This is a genomic window from Spirosoma lacussanchae (assembly GCF_005870035.1).
Lineage (GTDB): Bacteria > Bacteroidota > Bacteroidia > Cytophagales > Spirosomataceae > Spirosoma > Spirosoma lacussanchae.
The window spans coordinates 674,357-689,156 of the sequence record NZ_SWJG01000002.1; the positions used below are offsets into that span (position 1 = coordinate 674,357).

The 14,800-nt window shown below is 56.3% G+C and carries 9 protein-coding genes; all 9 read right to left on the minus strand.

Annotated elements, in window-relative coordinates; translation table 11 throughout:
• Positions 1 to 8: 8 nt before the first annotated feature.
• The 9 genes from FBR45_RS13160 to FBR45_RS13200 all read right to left on the minus strand — a co-directional run bounded on the left by FBR45_RS13160 (position 9) and on the right by FBR45_RS13200 (position 14,794).
• The gene (locus FBR45_RS13160) at positions 9 to 1,007 is read right to left on the minus strand and encodes a hypothetical protein (protein ID WP_138503011.1); all 999 of its coding nucleotides are present in this window, start codon (positions 1,005 to 1,007) and stop codon (positions 9 to 11) included.
• Positions 1,008 to 1,018: 11 nt separating this feature from the next.
• Positions 1,019 to 3,757, minus strand: a complete 2,739-nt coding sequence (locus tag FBR45_RS13165; RefSeq protein ID WP_138503013.1) for a hypothetical protein — start codon at positions 3,755 to 3,757, stop codon at positions 1,019 to 1,021.
• A gap of 139 nt (positions 3,758 to 3,896) precedes the next feature.
• Entirely contained in the window at positions 3,897 to 5,288 is a 1,392-nt protein-coding gene (locus tag FBR45_RS13170) for a protoporphyrinogen/coproporphyrinogen oxidase (protein WP_138503015.1), read from the minus strand.
• A gap of 97 nt (positions 5,289 to 5,385) precedes the next feature.
• The gene (locus FBR45_RS13175) at positions 5,386 to 6,147 is read right to left on the minus strand and encodes a glycosyltransferase family 2 protein (RefSeq protein ID WP_138503017.1); all 762 of its coding nucleotides are present in this window, start codon (positions 6,145 to 6,147) and stop codon (positions 5,386 to 5,388) included.
• Positions 6,148 to 6,295: 148 nt separating this feature from the next.
• A complete protein-coding gene (locus FBR45_RS13180) occupies positions 6,296 to 7,465 on the minus strand; it encodes an acyltransferase family protein (protein ID WP_138503018.1) in 1,170 nt (389 codons plus the stop codon).
• Positions 7,466 to 7,481: 16 nt separating this feature from the next.
• Positions 7,482 to 9,275 (minus strand): hypothetical protein, encoded by a 1,794-nt coding sequence (locus FBR45_RS13185; protein ID WP_246082223.1) that lies wholly within the window; start codon positions 9,273 to 9,275, stop codon positions 7,482 to 7,484.
• 74 nt (positions 9,276 to 9,349) lie between these two features.
• Positions 9,350 to 11,143, minus strand: coding sequence for a glycosyltransferase family 39 protein (locus FBR45_RS13190; protein ID WP_246082224.1), 1,794 nt, complete (start codon positions 11,141 to 11,143; stop codon positions 9,350 to 9,352).
• Between the two features lie 63 nt (positions 11,144 to 11,206).
• Positions 11,207 to 13,264 (minus strand): OmpA family protein, encoded by a 2,058-nt coding sequence (locus FBR45_RS13195; RefSeq protein ID WP_138503022.1) that lies wholly within the window; start codon positions 13,262 to 13,264, stop codon positions 11,207 to 11,209.
• A gap of 117 nt (positions 13,265 to 13,381) precedes the next feature.
• Complete coding sequence (locus FBR45_RS13200; protein WP_138503024.1) at positions 13,382 to 14,794, minus strand: alpha-amylase family glycosyl hydrolase; 1,413 nt, start codon at positions 14,792 to 14,794, stop codon at positions 13,382 to 13,384.
• Positions 14,795 to 14,800: the final 6 nt, after the last annotated feature.

Below are 14,800 nucleotides of genomic sequence, written 5' to 3' on the forward strand. Positions count from 1 at the left end.
GTCAGTGGTTAGATGCCTATTTTCTCCCGAACCAGCCGCAGCCAGATAGCCCGCCCTTCACAATCCCAGTGCGTGTCGCTCTTCAGATAGGGTGAGGCAGGGGCCTGGCTAAAGGGACTGTATACATCGATGGTCGGGACGGCCAGCTTCGGATGCTGCTGAATACGTTCGATCAGGTGATTATAGGCGTACCGGTTTGGTTCCAGGATACTCGCTTTGTTGGGAATGATCGACAGATATACGGCATCGAAGCCCTGCTGCTTATAGTAGTCTGCCGTTGCGTTGAGGCTATCGACATAGGCATCGACCTGAGCGCTGGTCAGGGGCGAGTAGGACGATAGTACGCTGCTGGTATCGGTGTCGGAGTTCAGAAAGATGTGTTGTCTGTTCCTCGACAGACTAACCCCCTCATTGGCCCGGTCAAACCAGCGCAGGGTCAGCGTGGCTTTTAGCTCCTTGAACCAGAAGGCCCACTGATGACTGAACAGGGCTGTTTCGAGCCGTTGTTCCACATCGCTCCAGTGAATATCCGTTTTGATGCGCTCCCAGAGCGTTGGCGGTGGCAGCCGCGACTGGTTGGTGTCGGCATCGACGACCAGCTCACGCACGGGCTGGGTCACATGGTCCCGAAAATGGCGCTCAATGGTTTCGATCAGTAACACGTTGCGTTTGCTGGTGTCCAGCTGGGCCCGTTGCTTGTTGTACCAGTGTACCCGCTGGTAATGGCTGACCCGAAAATCATCTTTGGTAATACGCTGCGGTTCCGAAAAACTGTCGCCGATAATGTACAGGTGAGTTGATGCGGTGTCGCTGTCGCGGTTGGAGGGTGTACAGGAGGGTTGTTCCTGTTTGAACTGCGGCAGGGCTGACAACCGGTACAGGTCGCCATAGCGGTAATCGTCGGCAATGACCCCGGCTTCGTATAACCAGTGCGATACCGTAGCCGACAGGCCACACAGCCAGAATATACCGGCAATTACTAAAACAGCGTAGCGAAGAAAACGCATGGAGAAATAAATTATCGGACCCGGATCGAATAAAGGTTGACGACGCGCTGAACGCTGCTCAGGACGTATAACTCATTCGATCTCTCATCGAACTGCAAAACTACCGGAAAATCGCTTGGGATAGGTCGATCACCCACAATGCGTCCGTTGAGATCGTATAAGGTGGTGAAACTGCCCGACTTGATACTGACAAGCTCGACCCCCGCGCCCAGCCGGTGGTACCGAATGCGGTTACGACCCGACTGAAGCGCCCGGATCTCGAACCGACGCTCACCTTTCTGGTCCAGTATGGCCACCTCGGTATCGGTTGAGCGCAGCACCAGCCAGTTTGTCTGTTCTTCGTCGGGAAGCAGCCGGAACGAGCCGCTGCGGACGGGCCGGTACAATTGCGTTCGTTTGGTTACGGTACCATTGGTGAGCAGGGTCAGCAGCTGACCTTCGTCGGTGATGGTCTGTAACGTCGACTGACCAGGCGGAATCAGAGCGGGACCGGCAAAGCGCACGTCGGGTTCGTCTTCGGTCTGCCGCTCAACCTTAACCGGAAAATGAGGGTGCTGTGTACCGTTTTCGTGCCAGTAGTTAAGCGTACCGTCGGCCTGTGTGGCCAGAATATCCATACCACTAGGGGTAACTATAATCTGGAACGGCAGCAGCAACGGCCCCTTCCGGGGAGCACTCATGAGTTTAACAAAGGCTTTTCGCTGACGATCCAGCCCGTAGACCTGCCCGTTCGGATGAGTAGCGAGCGCAACGATGCTGCGTTGCTGGCTACCCCGGGGGCGTACCAGATAAGTTGGATCAAGACCAGCGGGGAGTGGTATCTGCTGGAGCGATACGGCACCCGTACTGCTCGGCTTTTGGCCAGGGTCGGCGATGTACAGCGTCCGGTCGGTCATAAACAGGTACTGCAACCACCCATTATCCAGAAAATCAACGGCCAGTGCGTTGCTGCGAATCGGCCCGTCGGTGCTGCTCTGTATGGTCCCATCGCTGTTGGGGGTGATCAGGCTCAGCTGCGCATCGGCCTGCTGGGCGTAGAACGGGGCCGTTCCATCACTCAGGCTACCTGTTGTAAAAGGAGCCGCCACGAGCGGAGCGGCCAGCTCGGTACGTTTACGGAGCAGCAGCTTGTTCAGAACGGCCCGGCTGGCCCGGCGGGTCGTGCGACCGAGAATTACCGTCGACTGAATATTTTCATTGCCGTAGCTGGCCTGGTAAGCCATGTTCTCCAGGTTGGCCAGGGCGGGGCTACCCGTGGCGGGGTCAGGCTGGTCGAGGAGATTTTGCCAGGCTAACGGCCAGGTTGTCGGTACGGTCGTATGGGCCCGGTTGAGTCGAACGAAGGCGGTAAAATTGGCCGGACGCAGGGTGCCGTTCAGAAATTCGGCCTGACGATCGTCGGCCGACCAGACCGCTTTTCGTTGGACCTGCTGTAGATAATCCTGCAGGGCTTCTTCGCTGTTGGCCACAATGAGGGCCGAGCCGTGTTGGGTGATCCAGCTTTGCGGAAAGCCGGTAAACAGGCTGCTGAATAAAGACGCAGGTAGCTCGGGAACGTTCAGCAACAGCGTTTTGTGGCCCAGAAAGCTTCGCAGGGGAGCGGGGGCGGTAGCACCGGCGCGGTAGGCAATGCGTTGATACGCGCTGACGAGTTGTTTGCCATCCCGACCGGGTAAAATGAGCACCTGCCGCTGTGTGCCTGTGGCCGACTCCATGCGGCAGAGAAGCACATCCCGGTCCAGCGCCTGATAAAACGGTTTGGTATCTGGTTGAATCTGATCGAAGCGGTCGCGCAGGAAGTCGCTGGAAGCCGACCCCAGCAGCTGGCTCAGAGATCGGCCAAAGCGCGCGGCATCGCTGATACCGATATGGTACAGGCTGGCCGTTGTCTGTGGAATCAGGTCGGGCCGGGCAATGCGCTGGGGCGTCTGGTCCTGGAAAAGGGCTGCTACATCACGCCGGGCGCCGATCTCATCGACGGCGGACCCGATTAGGTGGGTCCGTGACGCCGATGGCCGAAACTGTAAGGTTAACGACTCGGGCAGGAAAAGCCGGACCAGCGAACTTACATCGCTGAACAGGCCCTGCAGCACCTCCGGCCGAACGCTGACCCCGGCGGGATGGTCGGCATCGACTTTCCCTTCAACCCGGATAATCGAACCGTTTGCGGCCAGTTTGAGCGGACGATGCATCTGCCGCGCTACGTTCTCGACCAGGATGCCGGAGACGCTGCCAACCAGAAAGTCGTCGGTCAGGATAAACGAACCGACCGGCTCATTCGCCCGCGAGACTAGGTCAAATATTTTCTCCCCCGAGAACGTGTGGTTAAGAACCCGGTACTGGCGGGGATCGGGGTTGGTGAGTCGCTGCAGAAACGACTGATCATTTTCTGTCAGGGGGATATAGAAGATATAGTCGAGGGTTGTTCTGGATACGGTATGCAGGGAATACCGGACGTTCCTACCCGAGATAAACCGCAACACCGTGGCCGTGTCGGCGGTAGCGTATAGGAACCGGTCGAGTCGCTGACGGGCTTCGTCAAAAACGGGTAGCTGCCGCAGGGCGATCTCATTCCGTAAAGCCTGGGCCGACACCGTATCCTGCAGGCGATCACTGGCCAGCATCATCAGCGCGCCCGGTGGGATGAACGCATCAATACTGCGGTCGTTGGCCCGGTAATGACGGTAGCCGAGCCAGCCACCGATCAGCAGCACCACTACACCAATACCTAACCAGACGTTACGGTTCATAGAATAAATAGAGATACGCAAAAACGAGACGGGGCCAGCTGGTCGTTATAAGTGATAAAGATCGCCAAAGTAGGCATACTACTTACGACTTTCCGCACTCACAACGGCCGGGTGGCCCCGTCGGTGTACTCATTCGGGTTTATTTACCCCACATCGCGTTGGCGGTTTCGGGGAACGGCAGGGTCAGCTCCGGCACGTTGGCAGCAACGCGGTTGGCCCATTCGACCCCCTGCATCAGCGAGTGATCCTGGTTGCTGACCTCGTATTTCCAGGCGCCAAAACGGCCCCGCGAATAAATACCGAACGGTTCCAGTTTCGGCAAAACAGCTTTCAGAATCCCGTCGCGCTCGACCGAAGGGGTCGGGTAGCCGTAATCGAACGCCATGTGGAAAGTCGAAATAACATCGTCGGCCGACTCGATCAGCTGATCTTCAACCAGGGCGCGGATGGTATCATCGATCAACGTTTCGCGATTGACGGGTTTCGCCGACGATTCGCTGGTCTCGGTCATCAGCGACCAGTGCTGGTTGATATCGGGTACGTTGTTGGGGCTGTAGTTCGAGAATACCGTTACCCGGTAATACGGGCTGTTGGCTTCCGGGAAATACATCCAGCACATCGTTTCGAGGCTTGGCTTCGGTTTACCTTTCAGGCCGATACCCACCACGTTGGTCGACGAGTGTTTCAGACCCTGGGCGGTTTGTACCGTTTCCGGGTCCAGCCCTTCGACCCGCTGGGTAAAGAGGTCGAGCGGCATGGTGCTCATCAGGTGTTCGTACTGAATGGTAGAGCCATCGGCCAGCACGATTTTCTTTTCGGGGCCAATTACTTTCTCAACCGTGCAGTTCAGCTTCACGTATTCGCGGCCAACCAGGTCGCCCACGGCTTCCCAGATACCACCCGTACCGCCTTGTTTCGGAAATTTGAAGGTGCTGTTGGGCCCCCACGAAAAATCATCCTGATTGAAGATGATGTTTTTCGTAACCCGCTGCAGATCGGTAACAGCTACGCGCTCGCCCACCCAAACCGCGTTCATATCTTCCGGTGGGTAGGCCCACACTTTGAAGTTATAGGGGAACATGAAGGTGTCGGCCAGCCCCTGTCCGAACGTAGCCAGAATCCACTCGCGGAAGTTGGCCGGCTTCTGATTGTTCGGGAATTTGTAGTTGTGGATAATCCCTTCCAGGCATTTCCACATCGTTTCGGGCGACAGGTATTTGATGTTGTTCTGGAACGGGTAGGGAACAAACCGGTTCTCGATCCAGACCCACGATTCGCGCTGGTGACTGAGCCAGCCATCTTCGCCCAGTGCTTTGAGCATCAGGTCGTCGAAGTACTTATAGTGGGAAAACTGAACGTGGCCACCCACATCCCAGGTAAAGCCCTGTTCATCGACAAAGCTTTTCGACAGACCCCCGATTCGGTTTTCTTTTTCCAGGACAATAAAGTCGGTGATGCCCAGTTCTTTCAGGCGATACGCGGCTCCCAGACCAGTAGGGCCCGAACCGATAATGACATATTTGTAGTTCATGATGACGTTGTTGGCCAACTCAATCCAGTGGTCCGGGCGCAACGGCCCCGTAAGGACACGCCAACGACCGGGACTACCGGATAAGGTAAGCTTGGTTTCAGGCGGCTACTGGCTCTGGTGATTTGAGGGCTTTAACTTTACTGCCCAGGTCGAACCGGAACTGCGCCAGTTCTTTAAAACTCTGCATACAAACTTTCAGCAGCTTCCACTTCAGAATCGACACTGTACCGGTTTGCCGCTCTTTGTGGGTAATGGGAATATCGAAGGTGTTGTACCCGGCTTTCTTGGCCATAACGGCCAGGAAAATGTTGGGGGCGAAGGGCGTTGGCGTTGGCAGCTGAGCCAGCAGTCGACGCAGGAACGAACCCCGAATCAGACGGAACGGTATATTGCTATCCATAATGTAGGTTCCGTAGATAAAAGCGATACTGAATCGCAGAATCCGGGTGATGATCAGCCGCGCAAACGCATCGTAACGTTCTTCGCGGTATCCAAGAATAAACGGTGAGTCGTTCCGCCGGGCCCATAGTTTTTCAAAGTCTTCGGTGACGAACTGATCATCACTGTCGGTCTGAAAAACGTATTCGGAATCGAGCGCAACGGCTTGCCGGTACCCGTTTACCACGGCATTACCATGACCGCCGTTGGCCTGATGAACGACCATCAGTTTAGGGTAACGTTCTTTGATCTGGTCCAGAATAGCCCCAGTGTTATCTCGGGAGCCGTCATTAACAACAATCAGGCGCGTGTTCTCGGTAGGGAATCGACGGGCCAGCATGTCTGTCCATTGCCGGACAACAACTTCGATGACTTCTTCTTCGTTGTAGGCCGGCATTACTATTGACAAGAGGAGACTCATGCAGGGGTATATAGTGATGAATGTATACTGAACGGTGTATAGTGATGAAGAGTCACTACATACATCCTAAACATCGCAAATATAAGAAATTGTTGCCGGGAGTCTGACGAACCGTCTAGTAGATTATCGAGTGGACTCATCCGGGTGCTCAATAGGAAAAACGATCTTTCAGGTTATTGATCGGTTTTTCGATCAAATACCACGAAACGGTGGCCAGCCCTACTGTCAGCAGCAGGAAAAACGAAAACTGAAACACATAGGTACTATCCAGAACAGGGGCAATGTCTGTAAGCCGGCGCCAGGCCCGGAGCGAAAAATGGGTTGGCTGAGTGTGGTAGACGTTGAAAACAAAGTTATGGAAGAGGTACAGGCCATAGCTGATCCGGCCGAGATACTGACTTACGGGGTTTTCGAGCAGCCATTTCATGATGGGGTTGGTGAAGCCCATCACTGCCCGACCAATCAGGAAAAAACCAACCAGCGAAGCCGCCAGCCGCTCCCAGACATCGGACATGATGTTGTGGTGGCCAGTCCAGCCGCGCGGGTCCGGAATGGCGGGGAGCAGCTTGGTGGCTACCAGTACGATGATGAACAACCCGACACTGGCCCAGACCCAGCCCGAAGACCGGAAAACCTGGTTAAAACGCTCGCGCTGATAGAGCCACCAGAATGCCATAATAGCGCCCAGCCCAAACGAATCCAGGCAGGCTGGCATGGTTACGTATCCGATAAACCACGGCATACGGGCGCGAAAGATGACATAACGTAGGCAGACCGCCCCGATAATCATCAGCGTAGCCGTTAGCGGCACCCACCGGCGGGGTACGACGAACAGCAGCAGCGGAAAGAACAGATAAACCTGCTCTTCAACGGCCAGCGACCACAGGTGATCGACGGTGCCCATCCAGGTCGAGAAGTAGGCCATATAGAGGTTGGTCGCATAGAGGGCCAGCCAGGCGAAGGTACGCCGGACGGGGGGCTCGTTGACCAGATACAGCACAAACAGCGTGATGTAATAGACCGGAAAAATGCGCAGCGTTCGGCGAATGTAGAAGACCTTCATGTACTTGGAAAATCCTCGTCCGGGCTGATCACTCAGCTTGTCTTTGCTGGAGAGCAGAATCCGCGTGATCAGAAAACCACTCAGCACAAAGAAGATCGTGACGCCCAGCGCGCCCAGCGGTAGCTCAACCCGGCCTGCCATCCAGTGATCGAACAGAACCAGCGCTACGGCGATAAACCGGACTCCATCCAGCTGGAGCAGATGGTTCAGAGTCGGGCGGGTAGCGGATGGGGTCAGGGTTTGATTGGACTGCATACAGTGATAATTGAATCTACCAGTTTTTTTCGGTTGTATCGGCGGGTTGTCCCGCTGACGTAACGGTTTGGCCAGTGTTGATGAGATAAGGTGTTGCCGGGCCGTCCGGAACAACCAGCATGCTTAGCTGATACGTGCCGGCAGCCAGTTCGGCCATCAGCACGTCGGCCCGAAAGCCGGTGGTAAACTGCCGGTCCGGCAGCAGACGGGCCCCGCCTGCCGACCGTTTGTTCTGCCAGACAGGAAAGAGATACCGGCGTTGATCAGACCGGGCCAGCACATAAGCTCCCGCATCGCGCAGGCCCTGGGGGGGGAGCTCTGTTTCCAGTATCGTGAACCCGGCTGGATTGGGTTGAACCGTCATCTTCAGATTACCCGGCCGACTCGCGCCGAATATAACGGGCAGGGCGGTGTCGTAAAAAGCAGGCGCGGGGTCGGTGTAGCGGGCCGTTACGGCATCGAGCTGAGCAACGGGCCGACGGGTCGTATAGTGCCAGTTGAACTGGTTAGTCGTGAGCCAGTGCCGCCACCAGATCGTCTCGTCGAGGAACGAAAAATACGACAGCCAAGCCAGGACCAGACCGCCTGCTCCGCCGGCCAGCCCGACCCACTGACCCAACCGACCGGGAAGGTTGGCCACGGCATAGCTGTACAGCAGGGCCAGCAAGGTAAGCGAGTAAATTTTGTAGCGGCTGGTGATGAGCAGATCCGCACCGAAGCCAGTCCGGGCGTAAGCTACCACAGCCGCCGTACCCAGCAGGAAGGCCGCGCTCCCCCAGAAAAACAAAGCAATGGCCGGCATCGTGGCCAGGCCGCCCGCCCGATTGGGGTGTCTGACCTGCTGCCACACCCGGCCAAGGCTGCGCTGGTTCATAAACAGACCCGTTCCTACTATACCCAGCGTCAGTACGGCCATAAGCCCGCCCAGTGCTGTACTGTTTGTCAGCGGCCTCCCGATGGGTAAAGCCTCCCCGGCAGCACCGATCACGGCAAACCAGCCTTTGATCAGGTCAGTAACGCCCGGCCGGATGGCATGTGCTCCACCCGGCTTCTCGAAGCCAACGAAATATAGGCCTATGACCAGCAGCGCACAGCAGGTCCAGCCCAGCAGGGGCCGATACGATGTTCGGCTGGTCCCTGCCTGCACTTCGGCGCTGCGGAGCAGGAGTAGCGCAAATCCAATTGGCCAGACGAGCAGGCCATTGCCGCTGGTAAGGGTTGCGAGTACAGCGGCTCCAACAGCCAGCCCCCACCGGTCCGTGTAGGCCAGCCAGTAGAAAGCAGCCAGCACCCACAGGACAACCGAGAAATTCTGGAGAGCAGCCATGCCCCAGTACATATTTTCCCACTGCGACAGGTTGAAGAGCACCAGTGCTACTGGCACGGCGTAGAGGCCAGTGTTGCGGCTGGCAGCTCCGGCGCTGCGACCCAGAACGGCGCAAAAGACGGCCAGCAAGCCAACCAGACTGAGGTTGCCAATGGCCATCAGATGCACGTAGTTGAGCTTGCCAGTCAGCCAGTAGTCGAGCAGGGTAACCATACGGTCATAGACAATCCGGTGCTCGTTATGCTGCCTGAAGAGCTGGTAAAGCTTTCCGGAGAGGGTTGTTTCCTGATCGGTGTTGAACAGAAACGCCCGCAACGCGTGGTCGTCCCACTTGGGTATATTGATGGCATACTGCTGCCATATCCAGCCAAAAACCAGCAGCGGCACGGCCAGCAGTACCCAGCCCAGTGCAGCCTCTCCTCCGGCTGCGGTTCGTGTTGAGCGCGACGGGGGAGCGTAAGTGGGTTGCGAGCGGGAAATCATGCCGTATTGATTTTGGTGGACTGGCCGTCAGCGTCGGCCCGGTACTGGTTGTGCGGTCGGTTCGAAGCCAGACGCTAGTAGCGATACTTGGTGCCTTCGAAATCGTAGATCGTAATGCGCTGGCCGGTTTTTCCTTTGATCAGGATGATCCGGTCGGTCTGGGTTGTATCCATCCGCTGATAGTACGTAGCGTCTTTGGGCAGATACAGGTTCGTATACTGGGCGTCGATGATCGAGTGCGTCGTATACGTCTTTTCGATTTCATCGCGGGGGTTGGTACGCGCCGAGGGATACAGCACCGTATCGCCAGGCGCATACTGGCTGATGATTCGCTGGGCGGCTGTGTTGTACGGGTTTTCGATCCGGTAACGACCGTAGTAGGTGTATTTGGGCGCCTGATCCTCGTAGATCCGGTACAGCAGATCGCCGATGAAATAAGCCTGTACGAGCAGGATCGCCCCCAGCGTCAGCCGTAGGTAGGCGGGCTGCCGGAACAGCTGCTGGATAATAAGCCCTACCAGGGTCAGCGCATAGGGGAACGAAAAGCCCGAGTAGCGCTGGGTGATGCCGTAGGTATGTCCGTTTCGAACAGCAAAGGCGATCAGAACCAGCGTCGGAATGGTGCTACAGAGAACCATCAGATACAGGAAACGCCGTTCGGACCGGTCGTTATGGGCCACAAAGGCCTGGTAAAGCAGGTAATAGAGCAGGGGTAGGGCAGCCGCCACCACCAGCCGGGCCGACTGGATCGTGTACAGGGCCATACCGGCAACCAGCAGTATCGGCACCGCGACTTTCACCCAGGCGGGTGGCTGATTTTTCTGACCGAATCGAACGACCACCAGCAGAGCAATCAGGCCAAAACCAACGGCGATGACCAGGTTGCGGAACGCCAGCGTCTCGGCCGAAAGGCCGTTCGAGATCATGAACAGATCGGCCCAGACCGGTATCGACTTTTTCACAATATTGGCCAGCGTAGCCGGTAAAATGATTCCGAATCCGTTATTGTACGGGTTCGTCAGGGCCAGCCCGCCGTATAGCTTGGCCTGGTACGCCAGCGTAAAGAGGGTGTACTTACCTCCCCCATATACGAACCAGGGTAAAATCAGGCCGACAGCCCCGCCCACCGTACTCAGCCCAAAGCCGATGTAGGTCTTCAGATCCCGGTTGAAGAGCAGCAGATAGATGCCGTGGCAAAGAAAGACGGTGAAGGCCAGGTAGTGGCCCAGCGTCGCCAGCGCAAACGACAGGCCATAGCCTATATACAAGCCGATGGGCTGCCTGCCCTCCGCGCGTTTGTCGAGAATACGTAAAAACAGCCAGGTGCCCAGCAGACACAGAAAAATGGTCATGCAGTAGTTACGGGCCATATGACTGTAGGCGATGAAAAATGGCTCTACAGCCGCCAGCGCAGCTACAATCAGGGCCAGCGGCTGGGATTTCAGGTAACGTCTGACCAGGAGAAACAGTAAACCAACGATCAGGGTACTGAAAATGATAGACGGCATCCGGATCGACAGATCGCTTAGACCAAACACTTCGATCCAGGCCCAGAGCAGCGCGTAGTGAGAGGCACTGTTACCAATATCGGTCTGAATGATAGCCCGGATGTAATCGTTGAGCTGTTTAGGCTTCCAGAACTCCTGGGGGGTAAAATACACTTTACCGGGTGTATGGAACACATCGCGCTGGTTGGCGCCTTCCAGCGAAACGCCCTGGGTGTTGACCAGCGTGAACTTCTCGTCGAGGTAAAGACCGTGTACACTGGACTTATACAGCCGAAGGCCCAGCGCCAGGAGCAGAATCAGATAAATGGTCCATTGTGACCGACTGAGCGAAGCAAGTAAACCCGAACGGGATTCGTTCATTGTGCGGTTAGTAGCGGGTGATTGCAGCATATTAGCGCAAAAGTAAGTCCGTACCTATCGCTTTTACAATTTAAGGATGGTGAATTCTACCCGCCGGTTCTGTTTCCGCTTTTCTTCGGTCTCGTTACTGGCAATCGGTTTGCTGGGTCCCCAGGCTTTGGTTTGAATCCGGCTTTCGACAATGCCCTTGCCCGTCAGGTATTCTTTCACCACCCGAACGCGGTCCTGCGACAGCTTCATATTGGGTTCCCATTCGCCCTGGTTATCGGTATGCCCTTCAACGAGCAGCTCCATGGCGGGGTATTTTTCCAGCATGGCTACCACTCGGTCCAGCTCCACGCTGGCGCCCGGCAGGAGCGCAAACTCACTCTGCTGAAACAGCACATCGCGCATGATAATTTTCTGGCCCGGCTCGATCTTAACCAGGTACAGGTTGCGCCGAATGTCGCGGAACCGTTTGTCTTTGCTCAAATCCAGGGTTTCGGTCGTGGGGAAATAGCCTTCGCGGCTGGCGGTCAGGTTATAAGTTTTCTGGGTGGGCAGAATGAGCTTGTACTCACCGGTCTCCGGGTTGTAATCTACCTTGCTGACGGCCTTGTTTTCGTTGAAAATGCCCGAGATGACCTCCGACGCAACGGGCTTTTTGCTTTGGGCGTCGAGCACCTGTCCCGATACAATGGCCACGGGGTCGGGTTTGATGGCCGGGTAGAGCTTGAGCCGGAAGATATCGTCTTCGCCCATAGAGCCCGCCCGCGAGCTCAGGTAGGCAAAATCGCCCGAGGCCGGAATGGTGAAATAGCCGTCCCATTCGGGCGTGTTGATAGCTGGACCCAGATTTTCGGGTTCGCTCCAGTTGCCCCATGAGTCATCGAGCCGGCGCGATACGAAGATGTCGCCATTGCCGAAACCGGGGTGCCCCATAGACGTGAAATAGAGTGTACGCCCATCGGCGGCCAGAAAAGGCGAACTCTCCGCATCGGCGGTATTGACGACGCCACCCAGCGAGACGGGCTCTGCCCAGGTCTTGTCGGGTAGTTGCAGCGACACATATAGGTCCCGGTTGCCACGAGTGTCCTTCCGCTGTACGGCCAGAATGATGGCCTGCCCGTCGGGCGAGACGCAGAACTCCAGCTGGTTATCTTCGTGCAGATTGTAGTTGTTGGCGATTTTACACTCAACCGGTTGCGACCAGCCTGCCTTGGTCCGGATTGACCTGGAGATGCCGAACGACATAGAACCGTTGGGCTGGTATACATTGATGAGGTAGGCTGTTCGCCCGTCGGGAGCCATGCCGCTGATGGCATTGTCGCCCGCGTTATTGATCGGGGAGCCCATGTTAATAGCCTCGTTCCAGCTGGCGGGATTGCCACCACTGGCCGACGCGAGTGTTGAGTACCAGACGTCCTGATGCTCCGCTCCCCCGATGTTGGCTTTGTTCAACCCCCGCGTAAAATACAGCGTACGCCCATCGGGTGAGATCACAGGAGCTACTTCCTGCCCCGGCGAGTTGACGGTTTTACCGAGGTTTTCTTTCTGAATTTCCTTAGGCGTATTGGCCGACACATTGATGCCAACGGTAACGGGGCTGGTATCTTCTGAAATGCCGATGGCATCGATCTGGTTCATGCCTTTCAGGGCCGCCCCGTTGATGACCACTTTGATCTGATGACACACATAGGTAGGGTTAGTCGGGAAGATACGCAGCAGCGGGTCCTGACGCGGCTGGTTTCCCGCATTCTGGTACACCACATGTTCCTGTTTGTTTTCATCCAGCACAATGACCCGAACCACGGCGCCAGGATTGATATTCTCGGCAACGACGATCTGGCGGGCGCGGATGGGTTTGTCGAACCCAACCTGCACCCACTCGTCGGTGGTTCCATCTGGATAGAACGGAGCCCAGGCGCAGGGGGTGGCTCCCAGTTGCAGCGGTTTGTTAGGACGCCCCAGCGCCTGTGATGCCTTAAACTGGTCGCCGGTCGTTTCGCTTTTCTTTTCTGACGAAACACCTACCACGCGGCTGGCCCATTGTAGCGTGCCCCGGCTGGCGGTTTGTGCCGAACCCGCCAGGGTAAGGCTTAGCAAACCACCAATCAGGGTCAGAAGACGCTGCGTACACATGTGAAGTCTATATTGAATAAAAACAGCTGATCGGCAACCCCCGAACCGCCGTTGGCAGGGCCAGTTTCAGGGTGTCGTTCCGTACCATACGTCAGCCAATACTCAAAAATAGCAAACTTAATTAGTCATTACCCGATACTCCCAGGGTTTCATGGCAACACTCATGGCGGGTTGCAGCGTTACGGGCTGATGCTGAAAGACTTCGGTGTAGGTGCCTTCGAATCCCGACCCGTTAAGGCGTACTTCCTGTGGCTGGTTGCTCAGGTTGAGCAGCACCACCACCCGATCGTTGTCCCGCTGGCGGTAAAAGGCATAGACCTTATCGTCGTGATCGGTCTGGATTTTTACCAGTTTCCCACCGGCTGGTCCGTTCCACAGGGCCGTATTCCGGTGTTTAAGTGTAAGCAGCGCCTTGATAAAATCACTCTTGCTGTAGTTGCCCCAGGGTATTGAGTCTTTCTCAAAAAAAGCCAGCCGCTTATTCAGGTTCGACTCCATGCCGTTGTAGACCAGTGGCATCCCTTCCAGCGTGCTGCTAAGAACGATGAACGCATTGGCCGCGGGACCGAACGACTCGGCCAGGGTTCCGTTCCAGCTGTTCTCGTCGTGGTTCTGGGTGAACAGCATCTGGTAATACCAGGCCGGAAACCGTTTCTGGTTGGCCAGCCGCAGCGAATCGATCTTGTCGGCCGTACGCGCGCCTTTGGCCACTGCCTTCATCATGGTATGCATGCTCCAGCCGTAATTCATGTTGAAGCAACTCTTGAAGTGATCCGGTTCATCTTCCCATTCGGCCAGCATGAAAACGGGCTTGATTTTATCCAGCTGGGGGCGAAGCTCGGCCCAGAAGTCGTTCGGTACAAAACCGGCCACATCGCAGCGGTACCCGTCAATATCACATTCCTTGATCCAGTACTGCATGGCTTCGATCATACCCCGGCGCATGTCCGGGTTGTCGTAGTTGAGGTCAACGACATCGGTCCAGTCGGTCGGTTTTTTCGTTTTCGGATCGATAGGTGCAATCATTTTTCCGTTGACCTGCGTGTACCAGTCCGGATGCTGCTGGGTCCAGACATGGTCCCAGCCGGTATGGTTCGGTACCCAGTCCAGGATGACCCGCAGGCCGAGCGCGTGAGCCCGGTTGACCAGGGCTTTGAAATCGGCGAGGGTTCCGTAGGCGGGGTTAACGGCCTTGTAGTCGGCAACGGCGTAGGGGCTACCCAGCGTGCCTTTTTTATTTTTCTGGCTGATCGGGTAGATGGGCATGAGCCAGATAATATCGACACCCAGTTCTTTCAGGCGGGGGAGCTGGGCTTCAACGGCTTTGAAATTGCCTTCGGGAGAGAACTGACGGGTATTTACTTCGTATATGGTAGCGTTTCTGGCCCAGTCGGGAGCCGGCGGAGGAGTCGACTCAGGGGCTGACGCGCTGGTAGAAGTTGTCGTGGTTTCAGCTTGTTTTTGTTCATTGCGGCAGGCCGTTGCCAGGGTCAACAAACTAAGGGCAACGGCCAGATGGGTTTTCTTCATAAACAG

Excerpts from the sequence above, each read along its gene's own strand:
- FBR45_RS13175 (WP_138503017.1), bottom strand. The coding sequence starts at position 6,147 with ATGAGTCTCCTCTTGTCAATAGTAATGCCGGCCTACAACGAAGAAGAA.
- FBR45_RS13180 (WP_138503018.1), bottom strand. The coding sequence starts at position 7,465 with ATGCAGTCCAATCAAACCCTGACCCCATCCGCTACCCGCCCGACTCTG.
- FBR45_RS13170 (WP_138503015.1), bottom strand. The coding sequence starts at position 5,288 with ATGAACTACAAATATGTCATTATCGGTTCGGGCCCTACTGGTCTGGGA.
- FBR45_RS13185 (WP_246082223.1), bottom strand. The coding sequence starts at position 9,275 with ATGATTTCCCGCTCGCAACCCACTTACGCTCCCCCGTCGCGCTCAACA.
- FBR45_RS13200 (WP_138503024.1), bottom strand. The coding sequence starts at position 14,794 with ATGAAGAAAACCCATCTGGCCGTTGCCCTTAGTTTGTTGACCCTGGCA.
- FBR45_RS13165 (WP_138503013.1), bottom strand. The coding sequence starts at position 3,757 with ATGAACCGTAACGTCTGGTTAGGTATTGGTGTAGTGGTGCTGCTGATC.
- FBR45_RS13190 (WP_246082224.1), bottom strand. The coding sequence starts at position 11,143 with ATGAACGAATCCCGTTCGGGTTTACTTGCTTCGCTCAGTCGGTCACAA.
- FBR45_RS13160 (WP_138503011.1), bottom strand. The coding sequence starts at position 1,007 with ATGCGTTTTCTTCGCTACGCTGTTTTAGTAATTGCCGGTATATTCTGG.
- FBR45_RS13195 (WP_138503022.1), bottom strand. The coding sequence starts at position 13,264 with ATGTGTACGCAGCGTCTTCTGACCCTGATTGGTGGTTTGCTAAGCCTT.